Origin of the sequence: uncultured Alloprevotella sp. (assembly GCF_963536905.1) — a bacterium.
In the GTDB taxonomy this organism is placed as follows: Bacteria; Bacteroidota; Bacteroidia; order Bacteroidales; family Bacteroidaceae; genus Alloprevotella.
This window is the reverse complement of sequence record NZ_CAUTBW010000005.1, coordinates 14,167-31,595: the sequence shown is the minus strand read 5'-3', so window position 1 is coordinate 31,595 and position 17,429 is coordinate 14,167. Positions and strand designations below refer to the sequence as shown.

Genomic DNA, 17,429 nt, shown 5'->3' with positions numbered 1-17,429 from the left:
GAATATATGATTCATCTAAAAAATTGTATATTTGCAAAGAAAACTAAAAACACCTATTAACAAATCATAATGGCAAATACAAAACAAAGAGAAGAACTACAAGCTGCAATATGGAAAATTGCCAACGAGGTTCGTGGCGCTGTAGATGGTTGGGACTTCAAGCAGTTTGTTTTAGGAACTCTTTTTTATCGTTTCATCAGTGAGAACTTTGTCCTTTTCATGGAAGATGGAGACGAGAGCATAGATTATACTAACTGGCCTGACGAACAGCTTAGTCAGGAAATCATACACGAAGTTACCAAGGACAAAGGCTATTTCATTTATCCCAGTCAGCTGTTCTCCCATATTGCAAAGAATGCGAATACCAATCCCAACTTGAATACAGATTTGGCTGCAATTTTTACGGCGATAGAAGGTTCTGCCAATGGCTATGATTCTGAACATGACATCAAAGGACTTTTTGCAGATTTCGATATTACGAGTAATCGACTGGGCAACACCGTTGAAGAGAAGAACCGGCGCTTAGCTGCCGTCATTAAGGGAGTTGAGAGCTTAGACTTCGGGAACTTTGAAGATAATGAGATTGACCTTTTTGGCGATGCATACGAGTTTCTTATTTCCAACTATGCAGCTAATGCTGGTAAATCGGGAGGCGAATTCTTTACCCCTCAGAATGTATCTAATCTGATAGCACGCCTCGCCACGTATGGAAAAACAGAGGTGAATAAGATTTACGATCCGGCTTGTGGTTCGGGCTCTTTGTTGTTACAAGCCAAAAAACTCTTCGGTGAGTATTTTAGTGAGGAAGGCTTTTTCGGGCAAGAAATCAATCATACCACTTACAACTTGGCACGTATGAATATGTTTCTTCATAACATCAACTATGTCAAGTTCGATATTGCTCTGGGCGATACTCTCCTCCATCCGCAATATGGCGACCAAAAACCCTTTGATGCCATTGTTTCTAATCCTCCTTATTCGGTAAACTGGGTGGGCAGTGACGACCCAACGCTAATTAACGACGACCGCTTTGCTCCTGCGGGCGTATTAGCTCCTAAATCGAAAGCTGATTTTGCTTTTGTGCTCCATTCTCTCAACTATCTCTCCCCGCGTGGTCGGGCTGCCATCATCTGTTTTCCCGGAATCTTCTATCGGGGCGGAGCGGAACAAAAGATAAGGAAGTATTTAGTAGACAACAACTTTGTAGAAAGCGTTATTTCTCTACCTCCTAACTTGTTCTATGGTACAAGCATCGCGGTAAACATTCTCGTACTCTCAAAACACAAAACAGAACCCAAGACACAATTCATTGATGCCAGCGGCGAAGACTTCTTCAAGAAAGAAACCAACAACAATGTGCTGCTCCCCGAACATATAGACCGCATTCTGGACATCTTCGGAAACAAAGAGGAGGTGCAGTATGTGGCCACATCGGTAGACAACGCTCAAATAGCCGAAAACGACTATAACCTCTCCGTGAGTTCATACGTTGAGGCGGAGGACAAGCGCGAGATTATCGACATCAATAAGCTCAATACCGAAGTAACCGAAACGGTGAAGCGGATTGATACTCTGCGCGCGGATATTGATGAGATCATTAAAGAATTAGAGGGATGAGTAAGATTCAGTTATTTGAGAACCGGCAAATACGCTCGCATTGGGATGCAGAGCAGGAAAAGTGGTTTTTCTCGATTGTAGATGTGGTAGCTATTCTCACTGATAGCCCTAACCCACGTAAGTACTGGAGTGTCTTAAAAACAAGGCTAAAGAAAGAAGGCAGTGAGTTGGCTACAAATTGTAGTCAACTGAAAATGCAGTCTGTCGATGGTAAATATTACAAGACTGATGTGGCTGACACAGAGCAGCTTCTCCGCTTGATACAATCCGTACCAAGTCCGAAGGCAGAGCCTTTCAAACTATGGTTAGCAAAGGTAGGAAGTCTGCGATTAGACCAAATCCAAGACCCAGAGCTGAGTATACAGCAAGCGCTGCAAGACTATCGCAGTTTAGGCTATTCCGAGGATTGGATCAATCAGCGACTCAAGAGCATTGAAATACGCAAGGAGTTAACTGATGAATGGCAACGAACAGGCATAACTGATAATAAGGAATTTGCAATCTTAACTAATATTCTAACAAAAACATGGTCGGGAAAATCCGTTAAAGAATATAAGGAATATAAAAGTTTAAGGAAGCAAAACCTAAGAGACAATATGACCAGTACAGAGTTAATCCTTAATATGCTGGCAGAAGCCTCTACCAAGGATATTTCGCAAGCTAATAACCCAACGACTTTCACTCAGAGTAAGACGATTGCTAAGCAAGGAGGTAATGTGGCAAAGGTAGCTCGCATGGAATTAGAAAAGCAAACAGGAAAAAGTGTAATTAGTAGCGACAATGCTACTATGCTGCGTAGATTATCTCAAAAGAAACAGCAAGATGAAGAATAACGAACAACATATCATGCCCTTTATAGAACGCTTGCTTGATGGGGCTGAAGTGGAATGGAAACCGTTGGGGGATGTTGTGCTATTAGAAAAAGGTAAACAGTTGAATAAACAAGCCCTTTCTGACAAGGGAGCTTATCCAGCTTATAATGGAGGTGTATCTTTTTCTGGCTTTACAGATTTATGTAACTATTCCGCTAACAAAATTATCATAAGTCAAGGTGGAGCATCCGCAGGATTTGTTAACTTTGTTACAACTGATTTTTATGCGAATGCCCACTGTTACGTAGTACTACCAGATGAAACGCAAGTTGTTAATAGGTATGTATTTCATTTCTTAAAATTAAATCAAGAAGTTCTGATGGGCAAACAACTTGGCGCAGGAATTCCTGCTCTAAGAACCAATGAGATATTAAATCTATCTATTCCTATTCCTTGCCCTACTGACACAAAAAAATCATTAGAAATCCAACGTAAACTTGTCGAGGTCCTCGACAAGTTTACGGAGCTGGAGGCGGAGCTGGAGGCGGAGCTGGACTGCCGCAAGCGGCAGTATGAGTACTATCGCAACAAGCTACTGGCCTTTGATATGTTAAATACCCCCCCCGAAAAGTTAAATAACGTAATAACTATGTCGTTAGGAGAAGTAGGTACATTTACAAGAGGAAGTGGACTTCAAAAGAAAGACTTTACTCCGACAGGTGTTGGTTGTATTCATTATGGTCAAATTTATACTTATTATGGAACTTATGCTTATAAAACAAAATCATTTGTGTCACAAAAGTTTGCTCAAAAAGCCCGAAAGGCTAAATATGGAGATTTGATTATCGCAACTACAAGTGAGAACGATGAAGATGTTTGTAAGGCAGTGGTATGGTTGGGAAACGAGGATATAGCAGTTAGTAGTGATGCTTGCTTCTATATTCACAAGATGAATCCGAAATATGTAGCATACTATTTTCAGACAGAACAATTTCAAAAGCAGAAGAGAAAGTTTATTACAGGAGCAAAAGTAAGACGTGTAAATGCCACTGATTTAGCCAAAATCAAAATCCCCATCCCTCCTCTCTCCGAGCAACAGCGCATAGTTTCTATCCTCGACAAGTTCGACACGCTTACAAACTCCATCAGCGAGGGACTACCAAAGGAGATTGAGCTTCGCAGAAAGCAATATGAATATTATCGAGAACAACTTCTCTCGTTCAGGCATTGAGAACATGCGCTAAACTTCTAAAAGAAAAATATGCTGCCTATGGAGAATAACAAACCGCAGGTGCTGCGTGGCGGCACGGACTGGAAAACGTTGCACTTCTATCAAAAGGCTGATGCGCTCTACCAAATGACTTTTGTCTTTTGCAAACGTTTCCTACCTGCCTATGGCGACCGTACTGTGGATCAAATGATTCAAGCGGCACGGTCGGGAAAACAAAACATTGTGGAGGGAAAGGAAGACGGCATGACCTCTACAGAAATGGAACTAAAACTGCTCAATGTGGCACGTAGTAGTTTGCAGGAACTTCGCCAAGACTATGAGGACTATCTCCATACTCGTGGGCTAACGCTTTGGCAGAAGAACCACCCACGTTACAACGCCCTCTTAACCTTCTGCCGAGAGCATAACAACTATGCCGACTATGCTCCTTTTGTAAACAAATGGACAGCGGAGGAGTTTGGCAATGCTGCGCTCTCACTGTGCCATCTCACGGATAAGATGATGTGCCACTACCTCGACTTCCTGCAAAAACGCTTCGTAACAGAAGGAGGTATCAAGGAACGAATGTATGCCGCTCGCACTGGCTACCGAAAGGAACAAGACCGAATGATGCAAACTCTCAAAGAGGAAAATGCCGCCTTGAAAGCGGAGGTGGCAAGGCTCAAAAGGCTGCTCGAAGAAAAAGAGTGAGAGAGCTAGGGGCCTAGTTATCCTAGGGAGCCTAGGAACCCTAGGATAACTAGGAACCCTAGCCACCCCAATAAATCAAGAAAAAACCAAATCAAAAAAATGACACAATACAGCACCATTGCAGAATTGAAGAACTTCATCGTTCTCGACAGCTACACCAAAAACTCTATCGCTTGCGAAGCGCCGACAAGCTATCAAAGTGAGGCAGCTCTCGAACGCGAACTGATAGAAGATCTCCAGAATCAAGGGTATGAGTATCTCCCTTCTCTCATCACGCCAGAAGCTTTATTGAAAAATGCAAGAAAACAATTGCAAACACTCAACGATGTTGTCTTTACCGATGCTGAATGGCAGCGCTTCCTTGATGAGTATTTAGATCGGGCTAACGATAGCATTACCGACAAAACGCGAAAGATACAGAATAATCATTTTTATGATTTCGTGTTCGACGACGGACATATCAAAAACATTTATCTGGTCGACAAGCAGAATGTAACTCGAAACAAAGTACAAGTAATCAATCAGTTTGAGCAAACTGGAACACAAGCCAATCGCTACGATGTAACCATTTTGGTAAATGGATTACCCATGGTGCAAGTGGAACTAAAGAAACGTGGCATAGCCATCCGCGAGGCCTTCAACCAAGTGCACCGCTACAGCAAGGAGAGCTTCAACAGCGACAGCTCACTCTACAAATACTTGCAGATTTTCGTCATTTCCAACGGAACAGATACCCGCTATTTTGCTAACACAGTGAAACGAAACAAAAATAGTTTCGACTTCACAATGAACTGGGCAAAATCAGACAACACCCCCATCAAGGACTTAAAAGACTTTACTGCAACCTTTTTTCAGAAAAACACGCTACTGCAGATACTTCTCCACTATTGCGTGTTCGACACCAGCAACACGTTGCTCATCATGCGCCCCTACCAAATAGCTGCAACAGAAAGGTTGATTTGGAAAGTAAAGAGTGCGTACGAAGCAAAACAATGGAGCACACTCGAAGGAAGAGGCTATATTTGGCATACAACAGGTTCGGGCAAAACCTTGACGAGCTTCAAAGCGGCCCGACTGGCTACACAGCTTGACTTTATCGACAAAGTGTTCTTCGTTGTCGATCGTAAAGATCTCGACAATCAAACAATTAAGGAATATCAACACTTCTCGCCCGACAGCGTAAATGGTTCTGAAAGTACGGCAGGACTAAAGAGGAACATAGAGAAGGACGATAACAAGATTATTGTAACGACGATTCAGAAACTGAATAATCTGATGAAGAGCGAAAGTGCACTACCCGTCTATGAGCAGCAGGTGGTGTTTATCTTTGATGAATGCCATCGCTCACAATTTGGTGAAGCACAGAAGAATCTCAAGAAAAAGTTTAAGCGGTATTACCAGTTTGGATTCACAGGAACGCCCATCTTCCCCGAAAATGCTTTGGGAGAAGAAACTACGGCACATGTCTTTGGGCGAGAACTCCACTCTTATGTTATTACTCATGCCATTCGCGACGGGAAAGTGCTGAAATTCAAGGTGGATTATAACGATGTGCGCCCACGATTCAAAGCACTGGAAACAGAACAAGACGAAATCAAACTGACAGCGGCGGAGAACAGAAAACTCTTGCTCCACCCCGACCGAATCAAAGAAGTTTCACAATACATCTTGCAAAACTTCCGAATAAAGACCCATCGAAACGAAGGAAACGGAAAGGGCTTCAACGCCATGTTTGCAGTGAGTAGTGTTGAGGCAGCCAAACTCTATTATGAAGAGCTCAACAAGCTGCAAAAAGAGAATGAGAAAAAACTAAAAATAGCCACTATCTTCTCCTTTGCTCCCAACGAAGAGCAACATGCCATAGGCGATATTCAAGATGAAGGTTTTGAACCTTCGGCGATGGACCGTAGCGCCAAAGAATTTCTGAAAAAGGCAATAGACGACTACAATGCCACATTCGGAACAAGCTTTGGGGTGGACAGTAAAACTTTCCAAAACTACTATAAAGACTTGGCCGAACGAGTGAAGAGTCAGGACGTTGATCTCCTCATCGTAGTAGGAATGTTTCTCACAGGCTTTGACGCCCCCACACTCAACACGCTGTTTGTGGATAAGAACCTGCGCTATCACGGACTGATACAGGCTTTCTCACGAACCAACCGTATCTATGGCGCCACCAAAACATTTGGCAATATCGTTACGTTCCGAGATATGGAACAGGCCACAATAGACGCCATCACATTGTTTGGCGACGAAAACACAAAGAACGTCCTACTGGAGAAAAGCTATGAGGAATATCTCAAAGGCTTCACGGACAGTGAAACAGGCGAAGCAAAAAAAGGCTATGTGGATATTGTGAAAGAACTCAAAGAGCAGTTCCCACAACCTGATGAGATTACGACGGAAGCGGACAAAAAAGATTTTGTAAAACTCTTTGGTGACTACTTGAAGATAGAAAACATCTTACAAAACTATGATGAATTCACCTATCTCAAAGAGTTACAAAAGATCGATAAGACAAACCCTGATGCTGTCAAGACATTCCAGGATCAGCGCTTCTTGACAGATGAAGACATTACGGACATGATGGAGGTTGATGTGCTTTCAGAGCGCGCGGCACAAGATTATCGCTCCACATACAACGATATTCGAGACTGGTTCAGAAACGAACGAGAAGGGAAAGAATCAGAGGAAACCACCATAGACTGGGACGATGTGGTGTTTGAGGTTGATTTGCTCAAGTCACAAGAAATCGACTTAGATTATATCCTTGAACTGGTGTTTGAACATAACAAAAAAACGAAAGACAAGGACGCGCTGATTGAAGACATTCGCCGAGTCATCCGAAGCAGTATAGGAAATAGAGCCAAAGAGGGACTAATCGTCGATTTCATTCATGAAACCGACCTCGAACAGATTCAGGACAAAGCAGATATTATCGCCTCTTTCTTTACCTATGCACAAGAGAAACAGAAGATAGAAGCTGAAAAATTAATATCTGAAGAAAACTTGAACGTAGAAGCTGCAAAGCGCTACATTCAGACTTCATTAAAGCGCAAGTTCGCAAGCGAAAACGGGACAGACCTGAAAGCGATTCTCCCTAAGATGAGTCCACTCAATCCACAATACTTGACAAAGAAAGAAAGCGTATTCCAAAAGATTGCTGCTTTCATCGAAAAGTTCAAAGAGGTTGGTGGAGAACTCTGATTTCCTCTCCTTTTGGAAAAAAAGATACCGTTCTACCTCGTGGGGTGAACGGTATCTTTTTTAGAGAGTGTTCCAAATCGTACAAACTAGCAATGTTTCACTTGCGTATGATTAAGTTCTTCGTGGCTACAAAAGTACGATTTCTGAACACACGCATGCAAACTTCCGTTTATGTTATAAAACACACAAAATCAAGAAACGTCCGTACAAAGGCGGTTGCAGCATTTTTTTGCGCCCATCAAACCATAAAAACACTGCTTTATCGCAAAAAAACGTACAAGGATAGTTGACAGTTCTTTTATGGTTTTGTATCTTTGCAACATCGATAGATAACAAAAAATTTCTTAAGGTACCGTCGGGGTCGTCGTGAGACAACGTCGACGGACCTTTTTTTTATATAAAAGACACAAGGACGCGCCGCCCACCTGCTCAACCCCACATTTGCTCTTCGCAGGAATGGGCAACTATCCAAAACTGAGAGAAACCGCTAAAATTGAATCTGTCCGCTTAGAAGTCTCATTCATCGACGCCTCTGAAGCGCACCTGCAACACATCCTCGAGAAGAGGCGTTTATGCGATACCCCCCTGCACAAATATCCTTATAGCGTTTGAAAATACAATAAGGCTGTCAGCTGACATCCTTATTGCGTCAGCTGACGCCCTTATTGTATTTTTGAGCGCAACAAATAAGGCTGCAACTATGAGAAAACACATTCCTCCCCAGAGTTTGTTTTTCTTGGTAAGAGAAGAAATAAGCTCATTGTCCACTCACTGTCCCCAGCGGGGACACACCATGCGTAACCGCGGGTGATGCCCGAAGGGCGAACCCGTGGAGAAGTGGAGAGTGGAGAGTGGAGAGTGGAGAGTGGAGAGTGGAGAAGTGGAGAGGGAGAGAAAAGAGAAACCTCCCAGCCCGCACCCACTGTCCCCGGAGGGGACACACCATGCTTAACCGCGGGTGATGCCCAAAAGGCGAACCCGTGGAGAAGTGGAGAAGTGGAGAGGGAAGCCTCCGACATCGGAGGTGTCGCACAGCACCCACTCTTGTTACTCTCTCAACGCTTGCAGTGCGACGCCGCCGGCGTCGGAGGTCTCTTAGCCCATATCCCCACGGGTTCACCCTCGCTCTGCTCGGGCATCACCCGCGGTTAAGCATGGTGCGCCTCCGCCGGAGGCGTGAGCTGTGCTCTACGTAGCTATGATCTTGATGCGAGATAGTGACGAAAAGAAACTACCGCTTATGTTTAGTTCCAATCTTCGAGGTTGGCGGTGGCTTCAATTTTGTTTTCCAAACTATCGGGAAGAGCGGAAAAGAAATCGAAACCTGTTAGACGTTCCACTTCGTCAATGGTATTCACATAATCCCCTTTCGGGCGATTTCCTTTTTCATTTTTATAAATAAATCCGATAGCTTTGGGAGTGCCCTTCAAGCACAACACAACTTTGAAGAAAGCTTCGGGCACTACCACTTTATGCTCACCAATCCTTTTGTGCTGACACCGATAGAGCAAAGGGCCACAAACGATATAGATACCGTCCCACGTTTTTGCCCACGCACGGCACTGCATCTCCATTTCGTTCCAATCGCCCGCATTGAGATTGTGGTTTTGTGGGCAGATATTGGTGAAAAAGAAAGATTCCCGCATGGCTTCAGCATCCCATTTGTTGTCTGCCGCTGGACACATGTGTCCACGGTCGTAGCCAGAACGCATATAATCATAAGTGTCTACACGCGGTGCTAGAATGTCCTCATCTGCTTGAAAAGGATGCCCCTTGCGCGACGCCGCACCCTCGAGGCGTTGGGGCGTCAAATGCCACGCCACCCAGTTGGGGATACGCATTTCGGGATTGTAAGAAACCGTATAGCCCACCCGCTGCAAGAGAACAGAGGGGAGACTATCGGGAGTGACGACAACGCAGAGCGAATCGAGCACCGAAGCGTCCACCGCCGTGGCTGAATCCGTCTCGGTTGCTACGTTTTGCGATACCAGCTTTGCGCCCTTGGGTGCTCCGAACTGACAAGAACTCAGAGCGAACGCAGTGAGAACGAGAATTTGTCCTGTTAAGATACGAGTAAGTTTCATTCTTTAGTAGATAACATTTTGCGAACGAAGATAGCGATTTCTTGGCAGAGCCACTCCTCAAGCTATACCCTTTTTCCGAAACTCCTGCACACGAAAATCCCTCGACTGGCGGAGCAGATGGGGTTCATATTCTTCAGCTATTAGCAAAAAATTTGCTTCCTATCAGAAAAGGACTTATATTTGCCAATGAAGGTTTTTGCAACCTCAAGAATACAAATTGATACTAACTACATCCCCAATTTATACTATGGAGCAGGGAAAAAGAATCATTGAGTGCGTCCCCAATTTCAGCGAGGGCCGCAACCGAGCAACTATTGATGCCATTGCGCAAGTGATTGCCGGAAGTCGTGGTGTGAAACTTCTCGACGTGGATCCGGGCGAGGCCACGAACCGCACCGTTATCACCTTTGTGGGCGAACCCGAAGCCGTTTGCGATGCAGCGTTTAAAGCCGTTCGCCGTGCTGCCGAACTCATCGATATGCGGCAACATCATGGAGCACATCCGCGCATGGGAGCTACCGATGTGCTTCCGCTCATCCCCGTTGCGGGTGTCACGCTGGAAGAGTGTGCCGAACTGGCTCGAAAATTGGCACAACGCTTGGCGGAAGAACTGGCCATCCCGACCTACTGCTATGAGGCGGCAGCACTGAAGTCTGAACGCCGAAATCTGGCCGTATGCCGCCAAGGAGAATATGAAGCTCTACCCGAAAAACTTAGTGATGCAGCCAAGGCGCCCGACTTCGGAGCGCGCCCCTTCGATGAGGGCGTGGCACGCACAGGCTGTACGGCGGTGGGCGCACGAAATTTCCTCATCGCTGTCAATTTCAACCTCAACACGACCTCCACGCGCCGCGCCAACGCCATAGCGTTCGACGTGAGAGAAAAAGGACGACCGATGCGCGAGGGTAACACGCTGACAGGAAAGATTATGAAAGATGCCGAAGGGAAAACCATCATGCAACCCGGCACGCTCAAAGCTACAAAAGCCATTGGGTGGTACATCGATGAATACGGCATTGCGCAAGTGTCCATGAATATGACCGATTTGAGCGTTACCCCTCTCCACCGCGCCTTCGAGGAAGTGTGTCGCTGCGCACAGAATCGCGGCGTGCGGGTAACGGGAACGGAGATTGTGGGACTTATTCCGAAACAAACGCTCCTCGATGCAGGTCGCTACTTCTTAGAACGACAAGAACGCTCCACGGGTATTCCGGAGAAAGACATCGTGCAAATAGCTATCCGCTCCATGGGGCTGAACGATCTCAAGCCTTTCCGCCCCGAAGAAAAGGTGATAGAATATATGCTGGAGGCGCAACCCGACACGACACGCTTAGTGGACTTAACGGCGCGCGGTTTTGCAGAAGAGACATCACGAGAATCTCCCGCGCCAGGCGGTGGAACAATTTCGGCCTATATGGGTGCGCTGGGCGCTGCATTGGGAACGATGGTGGCGAACCTCTCTGCCCACAAGCGGGGCTGGGACGAACGCTGGCAAGAATTTAGTGCACACGCCGACAAAGGGCAACAACTCATGGAGCAACTCCTCCAGTTGGTGGACGAAGACACAGAAGCGTTCAACGCCATTATGTCCGCTTTCGGTATGCCGAAGGGGAACGACGAAGAAAAACGCCTGCGCGCCGAAGCCATTCAGCAAGCCACACTCTATGCCACACAAGTGCCGCTGCGCACTATGAAGGCATCCTACGAGGGCTTTGCACTCTGCCGCGCCATGGCCGAGACGGGCAACCCTAACAGTGTTTCCGATGCGGGCGTAGGGGCCTTGGCAATTCGTGCAGCAGTGCGCGGTGCAGGTTTGAACGTGAAAATCAATGCTGCCTCCCTCCACGATCGTGCTACGGCGGACGCACTGACGGCCGAAGCCGATGAACTCATTCGCAAAGCCGATGCGGAGGAAGCCGCCATTACCGCCATCGTCGAAGCAAAAATCTGCGACGAATAAATAGCTGATTCCGTGTGCTTCCACCTTATCGAGCACATCGGAAGTTCCTCAATAATCCCAAACGGAAGCGGGGAGTTCCTCGCTGAAAACCTCGCTTCCTCTCCCCTCTCTACTCCCTAACAACGAACAACATAGAAAGCATGGATAACATTATAAGTCTCGAACAATTCCAGGCTGACATCCGACAGGGCATTCCTGCCAAACTGCCGGAGCTACCTCCTTACGACACCGACATCAATCATGCGCCGAAGCGCAAAGACATCCTCACACCCGAGGAGAAACGTTTGGCGCTGCGCAATGCTCTCCGCTATTTTCCAGAGGAACTGCACGCACAGTTAGCTCCCGAATTTGCGGAAGAACTCAAGCAATACGGACGCATATATATGTACCGCTACCGTCCGCAGTACGCTATGTATGCCCGCCCCATCAATGAATATCCGCATCGCTCGGAGCAAGCGGCGGCTATCATGCTGATGATTCAGAACAACCTCGATCCGCGCGTGGCTCAACACCCTCACGAACTGATTACCTATGGCGGAAACGGTGCTGTCTTTCAGAACTGGGCGCAATACCGCCTCGTGATGAAATACCTCAGTGAGATGACCGATGAGCAAACCCTTGTGATGTATTCCGGTCACCCTCTGGGACTCTTCCCCTCCCATCGAGATGCGCCGCGCGTAGTGGTGACAAACGGTATGGTAATCCCCAACTATTCTCGCCCCGACGACTGGGAGCGCAGCAACGCTCTCGGCGTGAGTCAGTACGGCCAAATGACGGCTGGCTCCTATATGTATATCGGTCCGCAGGGCATCGTACACGGTACGACTATCACCGTGCTCAACGCAGCGCGCCGAGTGATGGGCGGCAAAGACAAGATGCCACTTTTCGTCTCATCGGGACTGGGCGGCATGAGTGGTGCACAACCCAAGGCGGGCAACATTGCTGGCGTGGTGAGCGTTGTGGCCGAAATCAACCCGAAGGCGGCAGAAAAACGACACGAACAAGGATGGGTAGACGAGCTTCATACTTCGCTCGATGAACTCATCCCCGCCATTCGCAAAGCCGTAGAAGAGCGCCGTGTCGTATCTATGGCGTATGTGGGTAATGTTGTCGACCTCTGGGAACGTTTGGCGGATGAAGGCATTGAAGTGAACTTAGGTTCCGACCAAACGTCGCTCCACAATCCTTGGGCGGGTGGTTACTACCCCGTAGGGCTGACGCTGGAGGAGAGCAAGCAGATGATGGCAGACAATCCGCAGCAATTCCGCAAATGCGTACACGCATCATTGCGCCGGCAGGTGGACGCCATCAACCGCCTGACGGAGCGCGGTATGTACTTCTTCGACTACGGCAACGCCTTCTTGCTGCAAGCTTCGCGAGCTGAAGCCGATATTCTGCAAGCAGACGGCAGTTTCCGCTATCCTTCTTACGTTCAAGACATTATGGGACCGATGTTCTTCGATTATGGTTTCGGTCCATTCCGCTGGGTGTGCGCTTCGGGCGACCCGCGCGATCTTGAACTGACCGACCGCTTGGCTGCAGAAGTGCTGGAAGCTGAGCGCGCCGAAGCACCTGAAGACATTCAGAACCAGCTCGACGATAACATTTTATGGATTAAAGAAGCGGGGCGTAACCACCTCGTGGTGGGTTCACAAGCACGTATTCTCTACGCCGATAGTGAAGGGCGAATGAAGATTGCGTTGGCTTTCAATGAAGCCGTGAAGCGTGGCGAACTGAGAGGGCCTGTGGTGCTCGGTAGAGACCATCACGATGTGTCGGGAACAGACTCTCCCTTCCGCGAAACAAGCAACATTTACGACGGCTCTCAATTCTGCGCCGACATGGCTATTCAGAACGTCATTGGCGATAGTTTCCGCGGTGCCACCTGGGTGAGCATCCACAACGGAGGCGGCGTAGGTTGGGGCGAAGTTATCAACGGCGGTTTCGGCATGGTGGTGGACGGTAGCGAAGACGCTGCACGCCACATTCGCAATATGCTTTTCTGGGATGTGAACAATGGTATCAGTCGCCGAGCTTGGGCGCGCAACAAAGGTTCGATGGACGCTATCCGTCGCGAAATGGAACGCACGCCACAACTCCGCGTGACAATGCCGCACCTTGTGGACGATGCCGTCATCGATAAGGCGGCTTCCCTCTTCTAACCTCACTCTAAAAAACACAAACATGGAAAAGATTCACGAAATCAGTGCCGAACATCTCTCCTTAGAGAGAGTGGCTGAAATCATATATAACAACTATCAGTTGCGCCTTAGCGAGGATGCTCGCCAGCGCATTGTTCGTTGCCGGAAATATTTGGACGAGAAAATAGCGCGTTCGAAAGTTCCTATCTACGGCGTTACAACGGGCTTCGGCTCACTCTGCAACATCAGCATCAGTAAGCACCAACTCTCCCAATTGCAAATAAACCTCATGATGAGCCATGCTTGCGGCTGTGGCGACCGTGTGCCGCGCGACATTGTGCGCATCATGCTTCTCCTCAAGATACAATCCCTCAGCTACGGCTATTCCGGTTGTCAGTTGGTCACCGTAGAGCGTCTCATCGACTTCTTCAATGCAGGCGTTTGTCCTGTTGTCTATATGCAAGGTTCGGTGGGTGCATCGGGCGACCTCGTTCCGCTGGCGCATCTCTGCCTGCCGCTCGTGGGTTTGGGCGAGGTTGAGTTTGAGGGACGGCAGATGAGCGGTGCTGAACTGCTGCAACTGAAGCATTGGGAACCCATCGCCTTGGCTTCAAAGGAGGGACTCGCGCTTCTCAATGGTACGCAGAACATGGCAGCGTTCGGCTGCTGGGCTATCATAAAGGCAAAGCAGCTGAGCCAGTGGGCGGATTGCATCGCGGCGTTGTCGCTTGATGCCTACAATGGGCGGATAGAAGCGTTCTACCATGCTGTTCATGCGGTGAGACCGCACAAGGGGCAACTCGATACGGCGGCTCGCATCTCCCAACTTCTCGCTGGTAGTCAGATCATCGAAAAATCCAAAATACACGTGCAAGACCCTTATTCGTTCCGCTGCATTCCGCAGGTACACGGAACGGTGAAGGACACCCTCCAGTATGTGGAGCACGTTCTCGACACTGAAATCAACGCCGCCACGGACAACCCGACCGTTTGCCCTGACGACGACCTCATCATCTCCGCCGGAAATTTCCACGGAGAACCTATTGCGCTCCCCATGGACTTCCTGACGCTGGCCATGTCCGAACTGGCTAATATCTCCGAACGCCGCACCTATAAATTGGTGTCGGGAACGCGCGGATTGCCCAGTTTCCTCGTTGCCAATCCAGGAGTAAATAGCGGTTTCATGATAACGCAGTACACGGCAGCCTCCATTGTGAGCCAAAGCAAAGGTTTGTGTATGCCGGCTTCTGCCGATAGTATTCCAACCTCACAGGGACAAGAAGACCATGTCAGTATGGGCGCAAACGCTGGGACGAAGCTCTACACCGTAGTGAACAATACGGAGCGCGTTTTGGCTATCGAACTCTTCAATGCGGCGCAAGCTCTCGAATTCCGCCGCCCCGAACAGACGTCGCCCGTGCTCGAACGTCTCGTGGCGAACTATCGACAGGTTGTTCCCTTTATCAGCGATGATGTCGTGATGTATCCCTACATTGCCAAGTCGGTTGAGTTCCTCCAAACCCAGACTTTGCCCGACACCAACCCTACTCTCTGAAATGAAAACTCTGATTCATAACATTGGCATCCTCGCCGGCATTTTGCCTTCGGGTAAAGAAAAATTAGTCGGCGAGGAAATGCGCTCCATCCAAACGCTCCGCAATGCGTGGCTACTGATTGAAGATGGGCTGATAAAGGACTTCGGGGATTGCTCTCCCCTGCTTGCAGGCGGCGAATACGCTTCCATAGACGCCGAGGGTGGTATTGTCATGCCCTGCTATTGTGACCCACACACCCACATTGTGTATGCTGGCAGTCGCGAACAAGAATTTGAGGACAAGATACGCGGCCTTAGCTATGAGGAAATAGCGCGTCGCGGTGGAGGTATTCTCAATTCGGCCGACCGCTTACATGAGCAAAGCGAGGAAGAACTCTTCCTTCAAGCCCAACAGCGACTCAACGAGATGCGCGCTGGCGGAACGGGCAGCGTAGAAATCAAAAGCGGCTACGGACTCAATACGGCAGACGAGCTCAAGATGTTGCGCGTCATCCGCCGCCTGCGGGAAACGTCCGCCCTCGAAATCCGCGCCACTTTCCTCGGTGCACACGCCGTTGGGCGCGCCTATCAGGGACGACAGAGCGAATATGTCGACCTCGTCATCAATGAGATGATTCCCGAAGTGGGACGAGAGGGTTTGGCCGACTTCATCGATGTTTTCTGCGACGAAGGTTTCTTCACGCCCGAGGAAACAGCGCGCATACTCAAGGCTGGTGCTCACTATGGTTTGCGCCCCAAGATTCACGCCGAAGAGTTGGCCGCTTCGGGAGGTATCGCCGTGGCAGTGGAGCACAACGCCCTCTCCGTCGACCATCTGGAGCGAATGCCCGACAGCGCCATTCCGCTCCTTCAGCAGTCCGATGTCATGCCCACGCTGCTTCCCGGCACGTCCTTTTTCCTCAATATGCCCTACGCTCCCGCTCGCAAACTCATCGATGCAGGCCTCCCCGTGGCGCTCGCCACCGATTGGAACCCCGGTTCAACGCCTTCGGGCAGCATGAAGTTTATCCTCTCCTTGGCTTGCATCAAGCAACGCCTACTTCCGGAAGAGGCCATCAACGCCGCCACCATCAACGCGGCCTACGCTATGGGACTCAGCCAAACTCACGGCAGCATCACCCGCGGCAAGCGGGCAGCTCTTCAGCTCATCGATGCGCCCTCGCTGGCTTATCTCCCCTACGCCTACACTTCCAACCCCGTCCGAGAAGTCATTCTCTAAGGAAGAAATGAACCCCAAAAGTTTTTATCTAACTTTTGGGGTTTACTATGCCAATATTTACAAATAATGCTATTCTTTCTCTATAAAACTCTTAAGTAATGTTTGGGTATTTGCTGGTAAATCTGTTTCTGCTACAACAAGATGCTCTCCAGAAACCCCCATATTTTTTAACCATTTCTCAAGTGTAGGGATAAGCTTATATCCCTCTTTCTTTGAATAAGGATTAATCTCAAAGATACCTATTTCCAAGTTATCTAATCCCTTTCTTCTTACTATTAAAGAGCCGTCTTCTTTGAGAGTTTGGGGTAGGATATAAGAGTATGAATTTCCCTCTTTTATTTTGTTATCAGCTGCATACAGATAGCCATCAGTAAGAATTATCAAAATGTTTCGTGCGTTTTTATTAATACATTGAGCATCAACCTTCTTACTACTAAAAAAATCCCAGATATCACATCCAATCCATTCGTGTTCAGCTATAGTCCTATTGTATATTTGTAAAAGGTTCTTCTGAAACAAGGCTTTCATGCTTTCAAGACTTTTCCTTTTTTCAACTCCTTTTAGTTGTGCCATATTTATATCTAATTCCCCAGCCAAAGTTGCAATGTCAGAACTGTGTGGCGCAGGATAGAAGAACACTTTTAATCTGTTCTTACTTTGAAGAATTTGAGGCCCCATTGTCTGCTTCTTGAAATAATCAATGATATATCCAATAGCAGCTGTATCTCGGCTAACTTGTGATGGTTGCATATCTCTAACAAGTCTATCAGACAAGTCAATGTAGATAGAGATATTTAAGGGACGTTGAGTAGTAATATTATTTGTCTTTTTTTTATCCGTACAAGACGTTACTCCCCCCAATAATAGGCATAAAAATAAAATGATGCCTGTAGAAATTAAGTGCTTCTTCATT

At 47.8% G+C, this 17,429-nt stretch carries 12 protein-coding genes; 10 read left to right on the top strand and 2 right to left on the bottom strand.

What is annotated here, in order from left to right:
- The first annotated feature begins 69 nt into the window (after positions 1-69).
- The 6 genes from ABLA33_RS01605 (at position 70) to ABLA33_RS01580 (ending at position 8,709) form a co-directional block, all read left to right on the top strand.
- Positions 70-1,617 (top strand): type I restriction-modification system subunit M, encoded by a 1,548-nt coding sequence (locus ABLA33_RS01605; protein WP_347718986.1) that lies wholly within the window; start codon positions 70-72, stop codon positions 1,615-1,617.
- Positions 1,614-2,450 (top strand): BRO family protein, encoded by an 837-nt coding sequence (locus ABLA33_RS01600; RefSeq protein WP_347718985.1) that lies wholly within the window; start codon positions 1,614-1,616, stop codon positions 2,448-2,450. Before ABLA33_RS01605 ends, ABLA33_RS01600 begins: the two co-directional genes overlap by 4 nt.
- Complete coding sequence (locus tag ABLA33_RS01595; protein ID WP_347718984.1) at positions 2,440-3,660, top strand: restriction endonuclease subunit S; 1,221 nt, start codon at positions 2,440-2,442, stop codon at positions 3,658-3,660. The genes ABLA33_RS01600 and ABLA33_RS01595 overlap by 11 nt, the downstream gene beginning before the upstream one ends.
- A 39-nt stretch (positions 3,661-3,699) precedes the next feature.
- A complete protein-coding gene (locus tag ABLA33_RS01590) occupies positions 3,700-4,350 on the top strand; it encodes a four helix bundle suffix domain-containing protein (protein ID WP_347718983.1) in 651 nt (216 codons plus the stop codon).
- Positions 4,351-4,449: 99 nt separating this feature from the next.
- Entirely contained in the window at positions 4,450-7,557 is a 3,108-nt protein-coding gene (locus ABLA33_RS01585) for a type I restriction endonuclease subunit R (protein ID WP_347718982.1), read from the top strand.
- A gap of 810 nt (positions 7,558-8,367) precedes the next feature.
- Complete coding sequence (locus tag ABLA33_RS01580; protein ID WP_347718981.1) at positions 8,368-8,709, top strand: hypothetical protein; 342 nt, start codon at positions 8,368-8,370, stop codon at positions 8,707-8,709.
- A 92-nt stretch (positions 8,710-8,801) separates the two neighbouring features.
- Here the strand turns inward: ABLA33_RS01580 and ABLA33_RS01575 are convergent, their stop codons facing one another.
- On the bottom strand, positions 8,802-9,641 hold the full coding sequence (locus tag ABLA33_RS01575; protein ID WP_347718980.1) for a DNA/RNA non-specific endonuclease: 840 nt from the start codon (positions 9,639-9,641) through the stop codon (positions 8,802-8,804).
- Between the two features lie 247 nt (positions 9,642-9,888).
- Here ABLA33_RS01575 and ftcD point away from each other — a divergent pair, with 247 nt between their 5' ends.
- The 4 genes from ftcD to hutI all read left to right on the top strand — a co-directional run bounded on the left by ftcD (position 9,889) and on the right by hutI (position 16,516).
- Entirely contained in the window at positions 9,889-11,601 is a 1,713-nt protein-coding gene (ftcD, locus tag ABLA33_RS01570) for a glutamate formimidoyltransferase (RefSeq protein ID WP_347718979.1), read from the top strand.
- Positions 11,602-11,753: 152 nt separating this feature from the next.
- Positions 11,754-13,763 (top strand): urocanate hydratase, encoded by a 2,010-nt coding sequence (locus ABLA33_RS01565; RefSeq protein ID WP_347719009.1) that lies wholly within the window; start codon positions 11,754-11,756, stop codon positions 13,761-13,763.
- A gap of 22 nt (positions 13,764-13,785) precedes the next feature.
- Entirely contained in the window at positions 13,786-15,297 is a 1,512-nt protein-coding gene (hutH, locus tag ABLA33_RS01560) for a histidine ammonia-lyase (RefSeq protein ID WP_347718978.1), read from the top strand.
- 1 nt (position 15,298) lies between these two features.
- Positions 15,299-16,516 carry an imidazolonepropionase gene (gene hutI / locus ABLA33_RS01555; RefSeq protein ID WP_347718977.1) on the top strand — a complete coding sequence of 406 codons (1,218 nt, stop codon included), beginning with the start codon at positions 15,299-15,301 and terminating at the stop codon, positions 16,514-16,516.
- Between the two features lie 69 nt (positions 16,517-16,585).
- Here the strand turns inward: hutI and ABLA33_RS01550 are convergent, their stop codons facing one another.
- Positions 16,586-17,428: a hypothetical protein gene (locus ABLA33_RS01550; RefSeq protein WP_347718976.1), complete on the bottom strand. Its 843-nt coding sequence runs from the start codon at positions 17,426-17,428 to the stop codon at positions 16,586-16,588.
- Position 17,429: the final 1 nt, after the last annotated feature.

Excerpts from the sequence above, each read along its gene's own strand:
- ABLA33_RS01605 (WP_347718986.1), top strand. The coding sequence starts at position 70 with ATGGCAAATACAAAACAAAGAGAAGAACTACAAGCTGCAATATGGAAA.
- ABLA33_RS01600 (WP_347718985.1), top strand. The coding sequence starts at position 1,614 with ATGAGTAAGATTCAGTTATTTGAGAACCGGCAAATACGCTCGCATTGG.
- ABLA33_RS01595 (WP_347718984.1), top strand. The coding sequence starts at position 2,440 with ATGAAGAATAACGAACAACATATCATGCCCTTTATAGAACGCTTGCTT.
- ABLA33_RS01590 (WP_347718983.1), top strand. The coding sequence starts at position 3,700 with ATGGAGAATAACAAACCGCAGGTGCTGCGTGGCGGCACGGACTGGAAA.
- ABLA33_RS01585 (WP_347718982.1), top strand. The coding sequence starts at position 4,450 with ATGACACAATACAGCACCATTGCAGAATTGAAGAACTTCATCGTTCTC.
- ABLA33_RS01580 (WP_347718981.1), top strand. The coding sequence starts at position 8,368 with ATGCCCGAAGGGCGAACCCGTGGAGAAGTGGAGAGTGGAGAGTGGAGA.
- ABLA33_RS01575 (WP_347718980.1), bottom strand. The coding sequence starts at position 9,641 with ATGAAACTTACTCGTATCTTAACAGGACAAATTCTCGTTCTCACTGCG.
- ftcD (WP_347718979.1), top strand. The coding sequence starts at position 9,889 with ATGGAGCAGGGAAAAAGAATCATTGAGTGCGTCCCCAATTTCAGCGAG.
- hutH (WP_347718978.1), top strand. The coding sequence starts at position 13,786 with ATGGAAAAGATTCACGAAATCAGTGCCGAACATCTCTCCTTAGAGAGA.
- hutI (WP_347718977.1), top strand. The coding sequence starts at position 15,299 with ATGAAAACTCTGATTCATAACATTGGCATCCTCGCCGGCATTTTGCCT.
- ABLA33_RS01550 (WP_347718976.1), bottom strand. The coding sequence starts at position 17,428 with ATGAAGAAGCACTTAATTTCTACAGGCATCATTTTATTTTTATGCCTA.